Annotated in this window: 18 protein-coding genes; 14 read left to right on the forward strand and 4 right to left on the reverse strand. The window is 70.4% G+C overall.

Annotated features, from left to right (window positions below):
- Positions 1 to 81 precede the first annotated feature (81 nt).
- From ACTWNK_RS04330 to ACTWNK_RS04340, 3 genes are read left to right on the forward strand one after another with little or no spacing between them, the layout of a single operon-like run.
- Entirely contained in the window at positions 82 to 738 is a 657-nt protein-coding gene (locus ACTWNK_RS04330; protein WP_474302203.1) for a response regulator transcription factor, read from the forward strand.
- The gene (locus ACTWNK_RS04335) at positions 735 to 1,979 is read left to right on the forward strand and encodes a sensor histidine kinase (RefSeq protein WP_474302204.1); all 1,245 of its coding nucleotides are present in this window, start codon (positions 735 to 737) and stop codon (positions 1,977 to 1,979) included. Before ACTWNK_RS04330 ends, ACTWNK_RS04335 begins: the two co-directional genes overlap by 4 nt.
- Before the next feature lie 21 nt (positions 1,980 to 2,000).
- Positions 2,001 to 2,381: a hypothetical protein gene (locus tag ACTWNK_RS04340; protein ID WP_474302205.1), complete on the forward strand. Its 381-nt coding sequence runs from the start codon at positions 2,001 to 2,003 to the stop codon at positions 2,379 to 2,381.
- A gap of 18 nt (positions 2,382 to 2,399) precedes the next feature.
- Here ACTWNK_RS04340 and ACTWNK_RS04345 read toward each other — a convergent pair whose 3' ends face one another.
- Both ACTWNK_RS04345 and ACTWNK_RS04350 read right to left on the reverse strand, forming a co-directional pair.
- Positions 2,400 to 2,765 carry a DUF742 domain-containing protein gene (locus tag ACTWNK_RS04345; protein WP_474302206.1) on the reverse strand — a complete coding sequence of 122 codons (366 nt, stop codon included), beginning with the start codon at positions 2,763 to 2,765 and terminating at the stop codon, positions 2,400 to 2,402.
- Complete coding sequence (locus ACTWNK_RS04350) at positions 2,762 to 4,879, reverse strand: sensor histidine kinase (protein WP_474302207.1); 2,118 nt, start codon at positions 4,877 to 4,879, stop codon at positions 2,762 to 2,764. The genes ACTWNK_RS04345 and ACTWNK_RS04350 overlap by 4 nt, the downstream gene beginning before the upstream one ends.
- A gap of 211 nt (positions 4,880 to 5,090) precedes the next feature.
- Here ACTWNK_RS04350 and ACTWNK_RS04355 point away from each other — a divergent pair, with 211 nt between their 5' ends.
- The 11 genes from ACTWNK_RS04355 to ACTWNK_RS04405 all read left to right on the forward strand — a co-directional run bounded on the left by ACTWNK_RS04355 (position 5,091) and on the right by ACTWNK_RS04405 (position 16,188).
- Complete coding sequence (locus ACTWNK_RS04355; protein ID WP_474302208.1) at positions 5,091 to 5,396, forward strand: hypothetical protein; 306 nt, start codon at positions 5,091 to 5,093, stop codon at positions 5,394 to 5,396.
- Positions 5,397 to 5,438: 42 nt separating this feature from the next.
- Complete coding sequence (locus tag ACTWNK_RS04360; RefSeq protein ID WP_474302209.1) at positions 5,439 to 6,392, forward strand: DMT family transporter; 954 nt, start codon at positions 5,439 to 5,441, stop codon at positions 6,390 to 6,392.
- Between the two features lie 10 nt (positions 6,393 to 6,402).
- A complete protein-coding gene (locus tag ACTWNK_RS04365) occupies positions 6,403 to 7,044 on the forward strand; it encodes a GntR family transcriptional regulator (RefSeq protein ID WP_474302210.1) in 642 nt (213 codons plus the stop codon).
- Positions 7,045 to 7,063: 19 nt separating this feature from the next.
- A complete protein-coding gene (locus ACTWNK_RS04370; RefSeq protein WP_474302211.1) occupies positions 7,064 to 7,426 on the forward strand; it encodes a hypothetical protein in 363 nt (120 codons plus the stop codon).
- A gap of 250 nt (positions 7,427 to 7,676) precedes the next feature.
- Positions 7,677 to 9,356 (forward strand): DUF4082 domain-containing protein, encoded by a 1,680-nt coding sequence (locus ACTWNK_RS04375; RefSeq protein WP_474302212.1) that lies wholly within the window; start codon positions 7,677 to 7,679, stop codon positions 9,354 to 9,356.
- 301 nt (positions 9,357 to 9,657) lie between these two features.
- A complete protein-coding gene (locus ACTWNK_RS04380) occupies positions 9,658 to 11,079 on the forward strand; it encodes a sugar transferase (RefSeq protein ID WP_474302213.1) in 1,422 nt (473 codons plus the stop codon).
- A 1-nt stretch (position 11,080) separates the two neighbouring features.
- A complete protein-coding gene (locus ACTWNK_RS04385) occupies positions 11,081 to 12,148 on the forward strand; it encodes a glucose-1-phosphate thymidylyltransferase (protein WP_474302214.1) in 1,068 nt (355 codons plus the stop codon).
- Entirely contained in the window at positions 12,145 to 13,104 is a 960-nt protein-coding gene (gene rfbB, locus ACTWNK_RS04390) for a dTDP-glucose 4,6-dehydratase (protein ID WP_474302215.1), read from the forward strand. The genes ACTWNK_RS04385 and rfbB overlap by 4 nt, the downstream gene beginning before the upstream one ends.
- Positions 13,101 to 13,970, forward strand: coding sequence for a dTDP-4-dehydrorhamnose reductase (gene rfbD, locus ACTWNK_RS04395; RefSeq protein WP_474302216.1), 870 nt, complete (start codon positions 13,101 to 13,103; stop codon positions 13,968 to 13,970). Before rfbB ends, rfbD begins: the two co-directional genes overlap by 4 nt.
- The gene (locus ACTWNK_RS04400) at positions 13,967 to 15,202 is read left to right on the forward strand and encodes an MFS transporter (protein ID WP_474302217.1); all 1,236 of its coding nucleotides are present in this window, start codon (positions 13,967 to 13,969) and stop codon (positions 15,200 to 15,202) included. Before rfbD ends, ACTWNK_RS04400 begins: the two co-directional genes overlap by 4 nt.
- Entirely contained in the window at positions 15,199 to 16,188 is a 990-nt protein-coding gene (locus ACTWNK_RS04405) for a TolB family protein (protein ID WP_474302218.1), read from the forward strand. Before ACTWNK_RS04400 ends, ACTWNK_RS04405 begins: the two co-directional genes overlap by 4 nt.
- 20 nt (positions 16,189 to 16,208) lie before the next feature.
- Here the strand turns inward: ACTWNK_RS04405 and ACTWNK_RS04410 are convergent, their stop codons facing one another.
- Positions 16,209 to 17,261, reverse strand: a complete 1,053-nt coding sequence (locus ACTWNK_RS04410) for a GNAT family N-acetyltransferase (protein WP_474302219.1) — start codon at positions 17,259 to 17,261, stop codon at positions 16,209 to 16,211.
- A complete protein-coding gene (locus tag ACTWNK_RS04415; RefSeq protein ID WP_474302220.1) occupies positions 17,258 to 17,851 on the reverse strand; it encodes a dTDP-4-dehydrorhamnose 3,5-epimerase family protein in 594 nt (197 codons plus the stop codon). The genes ACTWNK_RS04410 and ACTWNK_RS04415 overlap by 4 nt, the downstream gene beginning before the upstream one ends.
- Positions 17,852 to 17,882 lie beyond the last annotated feature (31 nt).

Genomic DNA, 17,882 nt, shown 5'->3' on the forward strand with positions numbered 1-17,882 from the left:
CTGCGACGCTCCCTAACACGGAGGAAACGCCGGGATCGGCCACCATGGCGGAACGAGCGGTCCCGGCGAGGAGGACGACGCATGCGCGTACTGGTGGTGGAGGACGAGCCGCTGCTCGCCGACGCGATCGCGGAGTGGCTGCGCGGCGACGCGCACGCGGTGGACGTCGCCTACGACGGCGAGGCGGCGCTGGAACGTGCGGTCGTCAACGACTACGACGTCGTCGTCCTGGACCGGGACCTGCCCGCCGTACACGGTGACCAGGTCTGCCGTGAGCTCGTCGCGGCGGGTACGGCGGTGCGGGTGCTCATGCTGACGGCGGCGGCCGAGATCACCGACAGGGTGGACGGGCTCTCGCTCGGCGCCGACGACTACCTGACCAAGCCGTTCGCCTTTCCCGAGCTCGCGGCCAGGGTGCTGGCGCTCGGACGCCGGTCGAGACCGGCCGCGCCGCCGGTGTTCAGGCGGGCGGGCATCACCCTCGACCAGGCCAGGCGCGAGGTCTACCGCGACGGGAGGTACGTGCCGCTGTCGAAGAAGGAGTTCGCCGTGCTGACCGAGCTGATGCGGGCCGAAGGCGCGCCGGTCTCGGCCGAGCACCTGCTGGAGAAGGCGTGGGACGAGCACGCCGACCCGTTCTCCGGCGTGGTCAGGCTGACCGTGCTCAAGCTCCGGCGCAAGCTCGGCGACCCGCCGGTGGTCGAGACCGTGGTCGGCGTGGGGTACCTGATCCCATGAGCCGCCGTACGACGTTGCGCGCCAGGCTGACCATGATCTACGGCGGGCTGTTCGTGCTGGCGGGCATGGTGCTGCTCGGCACCACGTATCTGCTGTTCGACCAGCAGCTCACACAGGGCGGCGGGGCCAGGTTCTTCGCCACCTCGCTGCTGTCGCCGACCGTCACGCCTTCGCCGGGCGCCACGGCCTCGCCCGCGACCGGTGACAAGCTGACCTATCTGATCGACGGCGACGGCAAACTGCTGACCGGCATCGAGGCCGAGCAGTGGAAGCTGCAGCAGCAGAAGAACGTCAGGGAGGCGGCCACCACCTCCCTGCTGACGGTGGGCGGCATCGCGCTCGTGCTGGTCGGAGGGGCCGCGGCCGGGCTCGGCTGGCTGGTGGCGGGCCGGGTGCTCGCCCCGCTGCACCGCGTGACCGACACGGCCAGGCGCATCGCCATGTCACCGGCGGCCGACAAGGGCCTGCACGAACGCATCGCCCTGCGCGGCCCGGACGACGAGGTCAAGGACCTGGCCGACACGTTCGACATCATGATCGAGCGGCTCGACCGCTCCTTCGACGGCCAGCGGCACTTCGTCGCCAACGCCTCGCACGAGCTGCGTACCCCGCTGACGGTCGGCCGTGCCCTGGTCGAGCTGGCCATGCACCGGCCTTCGGCGCCCGATGAGGTGCTCAGGCTGGGCGAGAGCCTGCTGGAGATCAACACCAGGCACGAACGCCTGATCGCCGGGCTGCTGCTGCTCGCCGGGGCCGAGCGGGAGCTCACCGACCGGCGTCCGGTCGACCTGGCGGACGTCGTGGGCCACGTCACCGCCCAGGGCGAGGCCGACGCCGCGCTCGCCGGGATCGCCGTCGAGGAGGACACGCGCGAGAGCGTGGTGCACGGCGACGCGATCCTGCTGGAGCGGCTCGTGCACAACCTGGTGGACAACGGCGTCAGGCACAACGACAAGGGCGGCTGGGTACGGGTGGCCTGCTCGGTCAGGGCGAGGGACGGCCTGGTCGAGCTGGTGGTGAGCAACACGGGTCCGGTCGTGCCCGGGTACGAGGTGCCCGCCCTGTTCGAGCCGTTCAGGCGGCTAGGCGGCGATCGGCTGATCACGGTCAAGGGCGCGGGGCTCGGCCTGTCCATCGTGCGTACGATCGTGGCGGCGCACGGCGGTGAGGTCGTCGCCAGGCCGCGCGACGGGGGCGGGCTGAACGTCACGGTGACGCTGCCGCCGTACCCAGGAGGGTGAGTTTGATCTACCCTCGGGGTTGTGGACAGCGAAAGCCGCGCGGTGGCCGACCTCCTCGCGGCGCTGAGCCGTACCGCCGAGGGGTTCGCCGGGGTGCGCCATCCGTTCGCCAGGCGTGAGCTGTTCTCCAGGTTCGAGCCGGGCGGAGCCGTGACGGGTGTGACGTTCACCCTGCCGGACGGGCGTGAGGTCAGGTTCGCGGTGTCGGTGGGCATGGCGGGCGAGGTGTTCCGGGTCGACGGCGAGGTGCTGGTCGAGGAGCGGGTGCTGCTCGACCTGCCGACGAGGTACTCACCCGACGTGCCGGGCTGGCTGCGCGCGCTGGAGGACTACCAAGGCGAGGTGCTGGGCGGGGCCGAGCGGCTGCTCGACGGCCTGCTCGACGAGCTGACCGAGCTGTAGCCCGGTCAGCCGGTCGGCTCACAGGGCGCGGAGCCCTTGCAGGACCTCTCTGAGCAGCCTCTCCTGCGGCAGGTGCGTCACCGTGGCGGGCGGCCTGATCTCGACGAGCTGGCGTTCGCGCAGGTCGCCGAGCAGCACCCTGACCACGCCGACGGCGAGCTCGGTCTCCGAGGCGACCTCGGCGACGGAGGCGGGACTGCGGCAGGCCGACAGCACCCTGCGGTGCTCGGGCGCGAGCCCGGCCATGGGCGAGGGCACGCCGGTGGCCGAGACGATCGCGATGAGGTCGATGTCACCGCCGGTCGGACGGGTACGCCCGCCCGTCATCATGTACGGCCGCAGCAGCGGTCCGGCGTCGGGCGGTTCCGGCCAGCGGTCGGTCACGGTCTCGCCTCCTCGTCGGGCACGGGAGCGGGCAGTACGGGGGCGGGCAGTACGGGCGCGGCCACGGGGAAGGGCGCGGGCGCGATGGTGCCGGGTGTGGGCATGGGCGCGGGTCCCGGTTCGGGGGCGGACGGGGCGGGGGCGTCTCCCCGGCCAGGCAGGGGGACGAGCCTGGGCGGGAACACGGTGGGGCCTTCAGAGTAGGCGAGCCTGGGCGGCGGCGGGGTCGGGCCGACCGGATGGGGGAGCACCGGCGGTTGCGGCGCCTCCGCGACCAGCAGCGCGGCGGGGATGAGCACGATCGCGGTCGTGCCGCCGTAGGGCGAGGGCCGCAGCGCGACCGTGAGCCCGTGCCGTGCCGCCAGCCTGCCGACGACGAACAGGCCGAGCCTGTCGCTGTCGGCCAGATCGAACTCGGGCGGCGCGGCCAGCCGGTCGTTGATCTTGGCGAGCTCCTCGGCGGTCAGGCCGAGCCCTCTGTCCTCGATCTCCAGTGCGAACCCCTTCGCGACGATCTCACCGTGCACGGCGACATGCGTGTGCGGCGGCGAGTAGGCGGTGGCGTTCTCCACCAGCTCGGCGATCAGGTGCACGACGTCGGTAACCACGGTGCCGACCAGGCAGGGGCCCGATGGCATGTTGACCGCCACACGTAGATAGTCCTCGACCTCCTCGACCGACGCCCGCACCACATCGTAGATCGACACCGGCACTCGCCACGCCCTTCCCGGCGCGGCGCCCGACATGATGATGAGCCCTTCGGCATGTCGGCGCATGCGTGTGGTGAGGTGGTCCAGGCCGTAGAGCTCCTGGAGGATCTCGCTGTCGGTCGTGCGGTTCTCCATCGCCTCCAGGGTGGCGAGCTGGCGGTGCAGCAGCGACTGGTTGCGTCTGGCCAGGCTGAGGAACACCTTGTTGATGCCCTTGCGCATCTCGGCCTGGCCGACGGCGGCGGCGATCGCGGTGCGCTGGGCCGTGGCGAACGCGGCGGCGACACCGGCGATCTCGGTGGTGGTGCTCGGCGGGAGCCTGAGCCGTTCGCCCGGATCGACGTGCTCGCCCCTGCGCAGGCGCTCGACGACCTCGGGCAGCCGGCGGTCGGCCAGGTCGGCGGCGGCGTCCTGCAGTGCGGCCAACTCGGAGCCGAGCCTGCGCCCGAACCTGACCGAGACGTAGACCGACAGCGCCACGGCGACCAGTCCGAGCCCGCCCGCGACGCCCAGCCTGATCAGGATGTTCTTGGCCATGGGCATCGACCGGTCGGCGATGGACCTGCTGGCCTCGCCGCCGAGCACGCCGAAGACGTCGGCCAGCTTGGTGGCCGAAGGCAGCCAGCCGCCCGCCGAGCCGGGCAGCGGCTTACCCGGCCGTACGGTGGTGACGATCTGGTCCTCGGCCGTCTGGTGGCCGATGAACATGGCGGTCTTCTGCAGCTCCAGGTAGGGGGCTCTGAGCTGGTCGTCGAGCTGTTCGAAGGCCATGCCGTACAGGAGTCTGCGGCTGGTGACGAGCTCGGTGAACAGGGTGTGCTCGTCGGCGGACATGCGGCCGGTGGCGGTGGCGGCGGCGATGACGGCCTGCTGGCGGCTGAGGTACTCCCTGCTCCAGCCCATGATGATGACCGCGCGGGTCTGGTCGATGAGCTCGCCGTCCGGGGACAGGCGCATCTTGTCGAAGACGCGGAAGGCCGACTCGATGATCTGGCTGTAGGAGCGCAGGGTCTGCATCCGGGTGAAGGTGCCGGTGTCGATACGGGAGCGGATGTCGGACAGGCGCTCCATGTTCTCGACGAGGTCGGCGACGCGTGCGCGCAGCGGTTGCGGGCTGTCGTCGGCGGCCAGCGGTGTCAGCGCCTCGACGCTCTCTCGCGCGCGGTCGGTGGCGACGCGCAGGGGCGACAGTTCGCCGCGCTCGCCCGAGCCGAGGAAGGCGAGCGCCCCCGCCCTTTCCTGCTGGAGGGTCAACGTGACCGCCCGGACGGGGACGATCACGTTGTCGTACACGGTGCTGATGCGCAGCAACTCCTGGCCGGCTCCGAGTGTGATGGTCGCGGCGAACCCCCAGATGGCCGCGAGCGACACGAGCGGAACGAGGAGCAGCGTGGCAATCTTCACCCGGACCGAGCGAACCATGGTGCCTCGCATTTCCGGGCGTGGCCCGGGGTAACAGTGGCGACACAGTAGCAACGTCCAGCACGGACCCACTAGTGGTGAAATACCGGCCCAATCGTATTTATCGCCAATGTGGACAACAATGCGAAAACTTCCGTCACCGGTCTCTATTCTGTGGCCGTGAGTGACGTCGAATCGGGGGCAGGCTAGAGCTGTGGGCACGCCGACAGTCGGAGAACTGGTCACACCGTTGATCGAAGAGGCCGCGGGGCCGCTGGCCGCGCGGGCCGACGCTTTGGAGAGCACGGTTCTGCTCGTGCGTTTCGCGCCCCTCGTCGTGGCCGCCGAGGTGGCCGAGGGGGCCGCGCGCGTGGAGCTGACCGTGGTCGAGGGGGCGCTGCGCTGGTTCTGCACGTGCGCGGACGGCCGGGCCGGGGTGTTCTGCGCGCACTGCCTGGCCACCGCGCGCGTCGCCAGGCGGCGCAGGCTGCTGCGGACCAGCGGGCCGACGCCTGGCTAATCCTCTGGACGAATCTTGTCTGGTTGTCAGACAATCTGCGCTATGAAGTCTCTCTCCGTCGTGGCCGCCGCCGTGCTCTGGGGTACGGCGGGCACCGCCGGGCTGCTGCTCACCGCGGACCCCGTCTCGGTCGCCGCCGCCAGGCTGGTGATCGGCGGTGCGGCGCTCGCCCTGGTCGCGGCCGTGGGACTGCGCGGCTCGGGGGGCGTGCGCGGGGTGCTGCGGCCTGGACTGCTGCTCGGCGCGGTGGCCGTCGCGGCCTACCAGCTCTGCTTCTTCGCTGCCGTCAGCCGCACCGGTGTGGCCATCGGCACCGTGGTCGCGATCGGCAGCGGTCCGGTCTTCACCGGGCTGCTGTCCTGGGCGCTCGACCGGGCCAGGCCGACCCCTCGCTGGGCGCTCGCCACCGCCGCCGCCATCGCGGGCTGCGCCGCGCTCATCGTCGGCGGCGGCGCGCAGGCCGGTGGCCAGGTCCTGTCCGGCGTGCTGTTCGCGCTGCTCGGCGGCCTGCTCTACGCCTTCTACGCGGTCACGGCGGCCAGGGCGATCGGCGGGGGCATGGCGTCCAACGCCGTCATGGGGGTGATGTTCGGCGGCGCCGCCCTGCTGATGGCGCCGGTGTTGTGGTGGTCGGGCGCCGGGTGGCTGGCCGAGCCGCGTGGCCTGCTCGCCGCCCTCTACCTGGGCGTGGGCACCACCGCGCTGGCCTATCTCCTGTACGGCATCGGCCTGCGCGGCACGCCGGTCGCCACGGCCGCGACGCTCGCCCTGGCCGAGCCCGCCGTCGCGGCGCTGCTGGGCTTCGCCGTACTGGGGGAGCGGCTGGCGCCCGTCTCGCTCGGCGGGCTGGCTCTGCTGGGGGTGAGCCTGGTGGTGGTGGCGCTGCCCGCGACCGCCGGGCGGCGTGCCGATCCGGCGCAGGGGAAGGGGCACGGGGACGCCGAGCCCGTCGGCGCGGCGGGGACGCGAACCCGCGACGCCGGGCGGGCTTTGTAGGGTCGTCCCCGTGCCCCTTCCTCTACGCCAGGTCTCCGCGGTCGACGCCCTCGCCGACGCACTGCGCGAGCGCGTGCTCTCCGGCGAGATCGAGCCCGGCCGCCCGCTGCCCGAGCAGGAGATCGCCGCCCAGTACGGCCTGGCCAGGCCGACCGTGCGTGAGGCGCTCTCGGCCCTCGTGCACGAGGGGCTGCTGCGCCGCGAACGCAACCGCAGCGCGCACGTCGCCGTGGTGACCCCGGCCGATCTCGACGACCTGATGTACGTGCGGCGGCCCCTCGAAGACCTCATGGTCCAGGCCGTCAACGGCCGCAGGGTCGAGGGCGCGGAGGCGGCGCTGGCCCGGATGGCCGATCTTCCGGCCGAGGTGCCGTGGGCCCAGGTCGTGGCCGCGCACATGGACCTGCACGCCGCCCTGATCCTCGCGGTCGGCAGCCCGAGGCTGGAACGCCTGTACTCCGCGCTGGCCGTGGAGACCAGGCTCGGCCTGGTGGGACTGCGCCGCGTCTACGAGGATCGCGACGTCCTGGTCGCCGAGCACAGGGAGCTGCTCGACGTGCTGGCCGAAGGGCCGCTCGACCAGGCGAGGGCCGCGATGGTGGCTCATCTCGACCATTCCTGGGGTGCGCAAACCTTGCATGGAGTGCCCTGAACTAGTCAGGATTGCGGCCATGCACGGCAACGCGATGCCGGACTCCTATGTATACGTGACAGAAGAGGGCGTCACCCGTCACTACGCCGACGGCAGCGTCGAGGCCCTCGCATGGGAGGACGTGGTCGAGGTGCGCGTCGCCGCCGAGGACGCGGCCGAGGCGGGCGCCGACGTCCTCTACATCCTCCTGGACCGCGACGGGGAAGTCTGCGTGGTACCGCGCTCGGCGATCGATGCCACCTTTCTCGCCCGGCTCCGCTATCTGCCGGATTTCGATCTTGAACGCCTCACCTCGGCCGTGGTAGTGGCCGACGACGGCGCCGTCGTGGTGTGGCGAAGCCCCGATCCACCGGGCACACTTCCGGACTTGGAGTACGACTAAGCCAAATCGTGATCTCCATCACCGCAGGAAAACGGCGGTGTACCCAGAATGCTTCCGACTAAATATCACCAAAAAGATGCACTCCTGTGATTCATGGTGCAAAGATGTCCGCTGCAGTCATCGGCTCTCCCCTGCATCTGTATGCGGAGGTTCCACCGTGCAATGGAAGAAACCCACCTCTCGTCGTGGTACGCCACGCCGAAGACGGGGGACCATGGTGCTTGTGGCCGTGGCGGCAGCCTCTGCGTCTGTGGCGGCCACGGTCATCGTCCTCGATGCCGGCAAGGCCGAGCCACCGAGCGTCGAATCGGCCAAACCAGTGTCCTGGGAGCGCAAGAGCGTTCAGACCAGCATCTGGGAGCGTAAGAACGTCAGGCGTGCGACTCCCGTCAAGGACGGCGGCCCCGTCGAGCTCGGCACCAGGTTCGCCGTCAACAGGCAAGGTGTCGCCAAGGGCATCCGTTTCTTCAAGAACGACCAGGACAGGGGCCGTCACGTCGGCACCATCTGGGACGCCGACGGTCAGGTCCTGTCCAGGGCCACCTTCCGCGGCGAATCCCGGTCGGGCTGGCAGCAGGCCACCTTGGACAAGCCGGTCACACTCAAGCCCGGCAGGCTCTACACCGTCTCCTTCCACAGCTCCGCCGGCGCCTATGTGGCACAGTCGGGTGTGTTCGCGAACGGCGGCGAGGTCAACTCGGGTCCGATCAAGGCGCAGGCCGGTGTGTTCGGCTACGGGAAGTCGGGAGTCTTCCCCGCCCAGGTCAACCCCAAGGGCTACAGCTACTACGCCGACGTGGTGTTCACCTACAGCGTGTGGAGCCGGGTGGGCCAGTGGCCCAAGCCGAACGAGCCCGAGCCGCAGCCGAGCGTGACGCGCACGACCGACGGGCCGCCTCCGGCCACGACCGAGCCTCCCGCGACGGCCGAGCCCTCGACGAGCTCGACGCCGACCGAGACCTCGACGCCGGGCACGCCCGCGCCTTCGGTGTCGCCGACGCGCGAGCAGTCCGCAACGCCGAGCCCGTCGCCGACGGCCTCGACGCCGAGGCCCTCGCCCACCACGACGACCCCGAGGCCTTCGTCCTCGCCGACCGCGACGCGCTCCAGCACGCCGAGGCCGACGCCGACGTTCACCACGGAACCCACGAAGCCGCCCACGGGTGACTTCCCCAACGAGAACAACACCGGCCCCAAGACCACGAGCTTCCGCCAGATCAGGGGCGGCGAGGTCAGGGAGAACGGCGCGGTCTTCGACGGCGTGGAGGTGTCGGACGGCTTCGACGTCTACGCCGACAATGTGACGATCCGCAACTGCAAGATCACCACAGCGGGCTACTGGGGCATCCAGCTCCGGGAGGGCGCCACCAACCTGACCGTGGAGAACTGCGAGATCAAGGGCAACGGCCGCGACCGGCTGGGTGTGGCGGTCAAGAACGCCGGCAACGGCATGATCACCGTCCGCGGCAACAACATCCACCTGGCGACCGACGGCTTCATGGGTGAGCGCGGCCTGCTTGAGGGCAACTACATCCACGACCTCAAGGAGTTCCCCGGCGACCACGTCGACGGTGTGCAGAACAACGGCTCCAACGGATCGGGCTCGCTGGTGATCCGGGGCAACACCATCTTCAACAACGTCGGCCAGACCAGTGCGATCATCCTGGGCGGCTCCTTCGGGCCGATCCACGACGTGACGGTCGAGCGCAACCTCATCGCCGGCGGCGGCTACTGCCTCTACGGCGGCGCCGCGCATGCCAACCACGAGAACATCCCGCGCAATGTCGTGGTCCGCGACAACGTGTTCAGTCGCAGGCTCTATCCGAAGTGCGGTTATTACGGCCCGGTAACTTACTTTGACAAGTCGGCCGTGGGCAGTGTCTGGAGCGGAAACGTGTGGGAGGACACCGGCCAGCCGGTGAATCCCTAGCTCATACCGCAGGTCCCCAGCAGCGGGGTGTGCCGCCGTGAACACGGTGTGCACACCCCGCTGCTGTTTCCTGTACACGCCTGGCGGGTGAGGGGAAAGTAGACCATAAGGCCGAATGTGGCCAGTTTAAGTTGTTCCGTAGTTCAAACTCGATCTTTAGTATTTTTATGGGTCACATCGTCGATGTCTGTGCGACGGATGTGAACCTATGGGGCGCATGGTGCGTCCTGTAGCGCAAGCTTGGTGCATCACAGGGGTGGGGTGGAGCGTGGCGCTACGAGAATCCGAGGTGCTGCCTGTCATGGTGGCACGCGGTACATCGACGATCTGGACAAGATCGTACGTTCGATTACTGGTGCTGGGAGATGTCGCGAACGCCGCTCTGGCTGCGGCGATCGTGCTGGGAGTGCGGTCCTACACCGGCGAGTACATCCCCGGTGTCGAGTACGCGCTGGCGCTGGGCCTGGCCGCGGTGTGGCCGCTCGCGATGACGCTCGGAGGGGCGTATCGGGAGAGGCTGCACGGTGAGGGCAGTGAGGAGTTCCGTGCCGTAGCCGAGGGGGGTCTCGGGCTGATGGCGGTCACTGCGATCACGGCCTACGCCACTCAGTGGAACGTCGCACGCAGCTTCGTGCTGGCCATGCTGCCGCTCGCGGCGGCGCTGACCCTGCTGTTCCGCTTCCGCATGCGCAAGCGGCTGCACAGGCGCCGGATGGAGGGCCGCTACCTGCGCAGGGTGGTCGCCGTCGGGCACAGGGCATCGGTGATGGACCTGGTCATGCAGTTCAGGCGGCAGCCGTACCACGGCATGAAGGTCGTGGCCGCGTGCCTGCCCGCCGGGCAGTACCCGGTGAGCGGGCTGGATGTCGACGGCATTCCGGTGCTGGGTGAGTTCGCCGACGTGGCCGCGGTGGTGGACAAGGTGTCCGCCGACGCCGTCGCCGTGCTCGCCTGCCCGGAACTGCACGGCGACGCGCTGCGCAGGCTCGCCTGGGACCTGGAGGCCGAGGGCACCGACCTGTTCGTGGCTCCGGCGCTCATGGACGTGGCCGGACCGAGGACCAGCATCAGGCCGGTCGCGGGCATGCCGCTGCTGTACGTGCAGCACCCGGAGTTCGGCGGGTTCCGCAGGATGGTCAAGCGCATCTTCGACGTGCTCGCGGGCGGCCTGCTGCTCGTGCTGCTCGGTCTGCCGATGCTCGCGATCGTCGCGCTCATCAGGTCCACCAGCAAGGGACCGGCGTTCTTCCTGCAGACCAGGGTCGGGCGCGACGGCCGCGAGTTCAAGGTCGTCAAGTTCCGCACGATGGTGGTCAACGCCGAACACCTCAAGGTGAACCTGCTGGAGTCCAACGAGTTCGACGGCGTGCTCTTCAAGATGCGGAACGATCCACGCATCACACGGGTCGGAGCGTTCCTGCGCAGATACTCCCTCGACGAACTGCCGCAGTTGTTCAATGTGATGCGCGGCGACATGTCGCTGGTGGGCCCGCGCCCGCCGCTGCCCGACGAGGTCGCCCAGTACGGCATCGACGTCCGCAGGAGGCTCGTCGTCAAGCCGGGCATGACCGGACTGTGGCAGGTGAGCGGCCGATCCGACCTTTCGTGGGAGGAGTCGGTCAGGTTGGACCTACGATACGTGGAGAACTGGTCGCTCATCCTCGACCTGCAGATCCTCTGGAAGACCTGGTCAGCGGTCGTGACCGGGGAAGGAGCCTACTGACGTGAAGGCTCTCGTACTGGCGGGCGGCTCCGGCACCCGCCTGCGGCCCATCACGCACACCTCGGCCAAGCAACTGGTCCCGGTGGCCAACAAGCCCGTGCTGTTCTACGGGCTCGAGGCCATCGCCCAGGCGGGCATCACCGAGGTGGGCGTCGTGGTCGGCGACACCCAGGCCGAGATCGAGGCCGCGGTCGGCGACGGGTCCGCCCTCGGGCTGAACGTCACCTACCTGCGCCAGGACGCGCCGCTCGGCCTGGCGCATGCCGTGCTCATCGCCAGGGAGTACCTGGGCGACGACGACTTCGTCATGTACCTCGGCGACAACTTCATCGTCGGCGGCATCGCCGATCTGGTCGAGCGTTTCCGCGCCGAGCGGCCCGCCGCCCAGATCATGCTCACCACCGTGCCCGACGCCAGGCAGTTCGGCGTGGCCGAGCTCGACGGCTCCGGCCGGGTGATCGGTCTTGAGGAGAAGCCGCAGCGGCCCAAGAGCGACCTGGCCCTGGTCGGCGTCTACCTCTTCACGCCGCTCGTGCACGCGGCGGTCGAGGAGCTCAAGCCGTCGTGGCGCGGCGAACTGGAGATCACCGACGCGATCCAGGGGCTCATCGACGCCGGGCACGAGGTCGACTCCACGATCATCTCCGGCTACTGGAAGGACACCGGCAACGTCACCGACATGCTGGAGGTCAACAGGCTGGTGCTGGAGTCGCTCGAGCCGAGGATCGACGGCGACGTGGACGACGCCTCCGAACTGATCGGGCGCGTCGTCGTCGAGGCGGGCGCCACCGTGCGCGGCTCGCGTATCGTCGGGCCCGTCGTCGTCGGCGCCGGAGCCACCGTGCGCGACTCCTATGTCGGCCCGTTCACCTCGATCGCCGCCGAGTGCTCGGTGAGTGCCAGCGAGATCGAGTACTCCATCCTGCTGCCCCGCGCCTCCATCTCCGGCGTCGGCCGCATCGAGGCCTCGCTCATCGGCCACGACGTGGACGTCACCGCGGCGCCCGCCATCCCCCGAGCACACCGGCTGGTGCTCGGCGACCACAGCAAGGTTCAGATCAGTTCATGAGAATTCTCGTCACCGGCGGCGCCGGATTCATCGGCTCGCACTATGTGCGCACCCTCGTGTCCGGCGGCTACCCGGCCTTCGCCGGTGCGCGGGTCACCGTGCTGGACAAGCTCACCTATGCCGGAAACCTGGCCAACCTCGACCCGGTCGCCGGGCGTTTCGACTTCGTCAAGGGTGACATCGGCGACGCCTCGCTGCTGGCCGACGTGGTGCCGGGGCACGACCTCGTGCTCAACTTCGCCGCCGAGTCGCATGTCGACAGGTCGATCGACGGGGCGGCCGAGTTCGTCAGGACCAATGTGCTCGGCACCCAGGTGCTCATGCAGGCCTGCCTCGACGCCGGCACGCCCAAGGTCGTGCAGATCTCGACCGACGAGGTCTACGGCTCGATCGACGAGGGCTCGTGGGCCGAGGACGCGCCGCTGCGCCCGCGCTCGCCGTACTCGGCGGCCAAGGCGGGCGGTGACCTCATCGCGGCGGCCTACGGGGTCACGCACGGGCTGCCGGTGTCGATCACCAGGTGCGGCAACAACTACGGGCACTACCAGTTCCCGGAGAAGGTCGTCCCGCTGTTCGTCACCAACCTGCTGCGCGGCCTGAAGGTCCCGCTGTACGGCGACGGCGGCAACGTACGCGACTGGGTGCACGTCTCCGACCACTGCGCGGGCATCCAGCTCGTCGCCGAGAGCGGGGCGGCGGGCGAGGTCTACCACATCGCGGGCACGGCCGAGCTGACCAACAAGGAGCTCACGGCACGGCTGCTCGAGGCGTGCGGGGCCGGTTGGGACATGGTCGAGACCGTGGCCGACCGCAAGGGCCACGACCGCAGGTACTCCCTCGACGACGCCAAGCTGCGGGGCCTGGGCTACCGGCCGTCGGTCGGGTTCGACGAAGGCCTGGCCGCGACCGTGGCCTGGTACTCCGACAACGCCTCCTGGTGGGAACCGCTGAAGTGACCCGCTGGCTCATCACCGGCGCCACCGGCATGCTCGGCGCCGACCTGCTCGCCCTCCTGCTCTCCCGCGACGACAGCACCGAGGTCGCCGGGTACGGCAGGGCCGACCTCGACGTGTGCGACCCCGCCCAGGTGCGCGACGCACTGGCCGAGGCCAAGCCGGACGTCGTGGTGAACTGCGCCGCCTGGACCGCCGTCGACGACGCCGAGACGATGGAGGAGCGGGCCCACGCCGTCAACGGCACGGCCGTGGCGACGATCGCGGCGGCGTGCGCGGAGTTCGGCGTGCGCCTCGTGCACCCTTCGACCGACTACGTCTTCGACGGCGGCGCCGACGAGCCCTACGCCGAGTACGCCCCGACCGCGCCGATCAACGCCTACGGCCGTACCAAGCTGGCAGGCGAGCTCGCCGTGCTCTCGGCGCTTCCGGACTCCGGCTACGTGGTCCGTACGGCCTGGCTCTACGGCACGAGGGGTCCCAGCTTCGTGCACACGATGATCAGGCTGGCGGGCGAGCGGCCCACCGTCGACGTGGTCAGCGACCAGCACGGTCAGCCCACCTGGAGCGTCGACCTGTCGCGCCGCCTGGTCGACCTGGTGCACGCGGGCGCGCCCGCCGGGATCTACCACGGCACGGCCTCGGGCCTGGCCACCTGGTACGACCTGGCCCGCGAGGTGTTCACCCGCCTTGGCCACGACCCGGCACGCGTCAGGCCGACCGGCGCCGCCGCCTACGCGCGCCCGGCGCCGAGACCGGCCTACAGCGTGCTCGGCCATGCCCGATGGGCGCAGGCCGGGCTCCCCCCGATGCGTGACTGGCGTGAGGCACTGGACGAGGCCTGGCCCGGACTGGCCGGTCGGGGGTGAAGTACCTGTCGGAGAGCCGGTCGGCCGACACCCCGAAGGTGGCGGCCACCGGCAAGCTGATCGCGGGCAATGTCGCCGCGCTCGGCATGGTCAGCTTCTTCACCGACATCTCCTCCGAGATGGTCACCGCGATCCTGCCGCTCTATCTGATCTACGGCCTGGGCCTGAGCCCGCTGCAGTTCGGCCTGCTCGACGGGCTCTACACCGGGGCGTCGGCGATCCTCAGACTGGCCGGAGGGCATGTCGCCGACCGGTTCGGGCGCCGCAAACCGGTCGCGGGCGCGGGCTACGGGCTCTCGGCCGTGACCAAGCTCGGCTTCCTCGCCGCGGGTTCCTCGGTGCCGCTGCTCGGTGTGATGATCGGCCTGGACCGGCTGGGCAAGGGGGTGCGCACCGCGCCCCGCGACGCGATGATCTCGCTCAGCGCGCCGCCCGACCGGCAGGGCCGAGCCTTCGGCCTGCACCGGGCGCTGGACACGGCCGGGGCGCTGCTCGGGCCGCTGGCCGCCTTCGGTGTGTTGTGGCTGGCCGTCGAGGCCTACGACGCGGTGTTCTTCGTCAGCTTCTGCGTGGCGGCGCTCGGCGTCGTGGTGCTCATGCTGTTCGTCAGGGAGCCGGCGGGCCTGACGCCGGAGCGGCGGCGCACGGTGACCTTACGATCGGCCATGCGGCTGCTCGGGCCGGGGCCCTTCCGCCGGGTGACGATCGCGGTGCTGCCGCTGTCGCTGGCGACGATCAGCGACTCCTTCCTCTATCTGCTGCTGCAGCGCACCCTCGACCTGCCGGTCGGCTGGCTGCCGCTGCTTCCCGTCGCGGTGGCCGCCGCCTATCTGCTGGCGGCGATCCCGATGGGCAGGCTCGCCGACCGGGTGGGCAGGGGGAAGGTACTGATCGGGGGATATGTCGCGGTTCTGGGCTGTTACCTTCTGCTCGTGACGGAGATGGGAACGGGCCCTGTGCTCGCGGTGGCGGTGCTCGCCCTGCGCGGGCTCGGCTACGCGGCCACCGACGGTGTGGTCAGCGCCCTGGTCGGGCCGCTGCTGCCCGAGGAGCAGCGGGCGACCGGCATCGCGGTCGTGCAGACGGGGCAGGCGCTGGCGGGCATGGCGTCGGCGTGGTTGTTCGGCGCGTTGTGGTCGCTCGCCGAGCCTTCGGTGGCCGTGTGGGCGATGGCGGGCGCGTTGCTGGTCTCGCTCGGGCTGGCCGTACCTCTGCTGAGGGGGACGCGGTGAGTGGGCGCGGGCGGGTCGTGGTGCTGCTGGTCTGTGTGCTGGCGCTGGTCGCCGCCGGGGTCGGGTACGTGCTGCTGGCGGCCGAACGGCAGGCTCCGGCGGCATCGGCGCCGCCGACGTTCGCTCCGGTGCCGCTGACCGGCGCGACGGGCACGCTGCGGATGATCTCGACGGCGGGCTCGGGCTCCGGGCACGTCGTGGCCGCCAGGATGGGCAGGGACGAGCGTGAGGTGGCCCCGCTGGCCTGCTCGCGCTTCTACGCCGCCGCCGGGACCGGCGTGTGCCTGCTCGCCGAGCGAGGCGCCGTCACCCGCTACTACGCCCTGCAGCTCGACAAGGACATGCGCGAGGTACGCCGGGTCGAGGTGCCGGGCGTGCCGAGCCGGGCCAGGGTGTCGGCGAGCGGCCGGATGATCTCGTGGACGGTCTTCGTCAACGGCGACTCCTACCTGGCCACCGGCATGTCGACCAGGACGGGCGTGCTCGACACGGGCACCGGCAAGGCCGTCCAGACGCTGGAGACGTTCGGCCTGTTCAAGGACGGGCAGAAGGTGCGCTGGATCGACGCGAACTTCTGGGGTGTCACGTTCATGGCCGACGACGACACCTTCTACGCGACGGTGTCGTCGAACCAGAAGATCTATCTGGTCAAGGGCAAGGTCTCGGCCCGGCGCATCGACGTGCTCCAGGAGGGCCCCGAGTGCCCCTCCCTCTCGCCCGACAACAGCCGCCTGGCCTACAAGAAGCGCACGGGAGACGCGGCCAAGCCATGGCGCCTGCACGTGCTCGACCTGGCGAGCGGGCGCGAGACGACCCTGGCCGAGAGCGCCAATGTCGACGACCAGGCCGCCTGGCTCGACGACGAGACCGTCATGTACGCGAAGCTGCGCGGAGAGAGCACGGACGTGTGGTCGGTGCCCGCCGATGGTTCGGGCGCGCCGAAACTCCTGGTGAAGGACGGCTTCTCCCCGGTCCCCTCGGGCTGAGGGGACCGGCAGCGGCCGCTTCAGCCCCGGTTGCGGTAGGCCGTGCGCACGCGCTTGAGCCCGTTCAGCAGGGCCGGGCTTCGCCGTACGGCGTCGCGGGCCAGGCGGGTGGGCACGTTGCGGGCCCAGCGGATGGCGGCGGTGGCCGAGGCCCGGGTGACGCCGCCTTCGGCCACGCGCAGGTCGCCGGTCTTCAGCAGCTCCTTGTAGCGGCTCTCGCCCCTGCCCAGGTCGATGTGCCCGACGCCGAGCGCGGCCGCGTCCTCGGCCATGGCCAGCTGCTGCAGCAGGCCGGGGGAGAAGGCGCCCGACTCGGGGTCGTACGCGGGGAACCAGTTGACCAGCACGGTGGGCGACATCAGTCCGAAGTGCGCGGCGACCGGCTTGCCTCCGGCGCTCAGCACGCTCAGCACGCCCTTGAAGGTGTCGCTGCGCTGGGCGTGCAGATGGGTGGCGAACTCCTGGAACCAGGGGTCGGCGAAGCGGTCGAGCGCGCCCGTGCGGCGGTACTGGTCGGACTTCCACTCCATGAGCGTCCGCAGGGCGTCCGGGTCGTCGCTGGCGAACTCGTGCGTGATCTCGCCGACCCGGCGCTCCAGCTTGCGGCGCTTGTAGGCGGTGTCCTTGAACGCCCTGGCCGACGAGGCGGCCACGCGCTCGCTGTAGACGGCGAAGCCCTCGCTCAGGTCCATGATCGGGGAGGCGTGGGTGAGGCGGTGGTGCTCGGGGAACTGGCCGGACAGCAGGTGGTCGAACTCCCACACCGCCAGCCCGCAGGCCCGCAGCATCGCCTTGGGGTCCGGCATCCGCTCGGCGATCACGCCCTGGGTGTCGTTGAACCCGGCCCCGACCGGCAGCGCCAGGCCGAGCGGGTGCTGCTCGTAGGCGAAGAAGCCGGCGCCGTCGTCCAGCACCGCGACCCTGACCTGCGGCCTGAACCTCGCCACCGCGAGGGTGAACTCAGGCGACAGGAACGGATTGCCGAGACCGGGCAGCGTGCGCTGGAGTTCGCGCCAGCGGTCGAGCTCGGCCGTACCGAGCTCCTGCGCCCTGACGACGCGCACGGCGCTCACCCGCGCAGCTCCTCTAGGTAGCTCGCGCACGCCTCGTAGGTGGGCAGCAGGCCCTGCTCGCGTGCCTCGCGCAGGCTCGGCGCCGCCGAGTCCTTGGGCGACAGCGACGCCTCGACGTCGGCGGGCCAGGCGATGGCGAGGTCGGGGTCGAGCGGGTGCACGGCGTGCTCACGCGTGGGCGAGTACGGCTGCGAGCACAGGTAGGCCACCGTCGTGTCGTCCTCAAGGGCGAGGAAGGCGTGTCCGAGCCCTTCGGAGACGTAGAGCCCCTCGCGCTCGACGGCGTCGAGCCTGACGGCCTCCCAGCGCCCGAAGGTGGGCGAGCCGACCCTGATGTCCACGACGACGTCGAGGATCGAGCCGGTCAGTACCGTGACGTATTTGGCCTGTCCGACGGGCACCTCGGCGAAATGCACGCCGCGAAGGGCGCCTCTGCGGGAAATCGAGCAGTTCGCCTGGGCGAGTGCGAACCGATGTCCGATCGCCTTGGTGAGTTCATCGCCGCGAAACCATTCGTAGAAAGATCCGCGCGAATCACTGTGGATCTGCGGGGTATAGCGCCATGCGCCATCGATATCGAGGGGCTTCACCCGGCGATAGTCCCATAATCTCCGTCTATTG

Source organism: Nonomuraea sp. IBHARD001 (assembly GCF_056106265.1).

Excerpts from the sequence above, each read along its gene's own strand:
- ACTWNK_RS04335 (WP_474302204.1), top strand. The coding sequence starts at position 735 with ATGAGCCGCCGTACGACGTTGCGCGCCAGGCTGACCATGATCTACGGC.
- ACTWNK_RS04330 (WP_474302203.1), top strand. The coding sequence starts at position 82 with ATGCGCGTACTGGTGGTGGAGGACGAGCCGCTGCTCGCCGACGCGATC.
- ACTWNK_RS04370 (WP_474302211.1), top strand. The coding sequence starts at position 7,064 with ATGCACGGCAACGCGATGCCGGACTCCTATGTATACGTGACAGAAGAG.
- rfbB (WP_474302215.1), top strand. The coding sequence starts at position 12,145 with ATGAGAATTCTCGTCACCGGCGGCGCCGGATTCATCGGCTCGCACTAT.
- ACTWNK_RS04380 (WP_474302213.1), top strand. The coding sequence starts at position 9,658 with ATGGTGGCACGCGGTACATCGACGATCTGGACAAGATCGTACGTTCGA.
- ACTWNK_RS04360 (WP_474302209.1), top strand. The coding sequence starts at position 5,439 with ATGAAGTCTCTCTCCGTCGTGGCCGCCGCCGTGCTCTGGGGTACGGCG.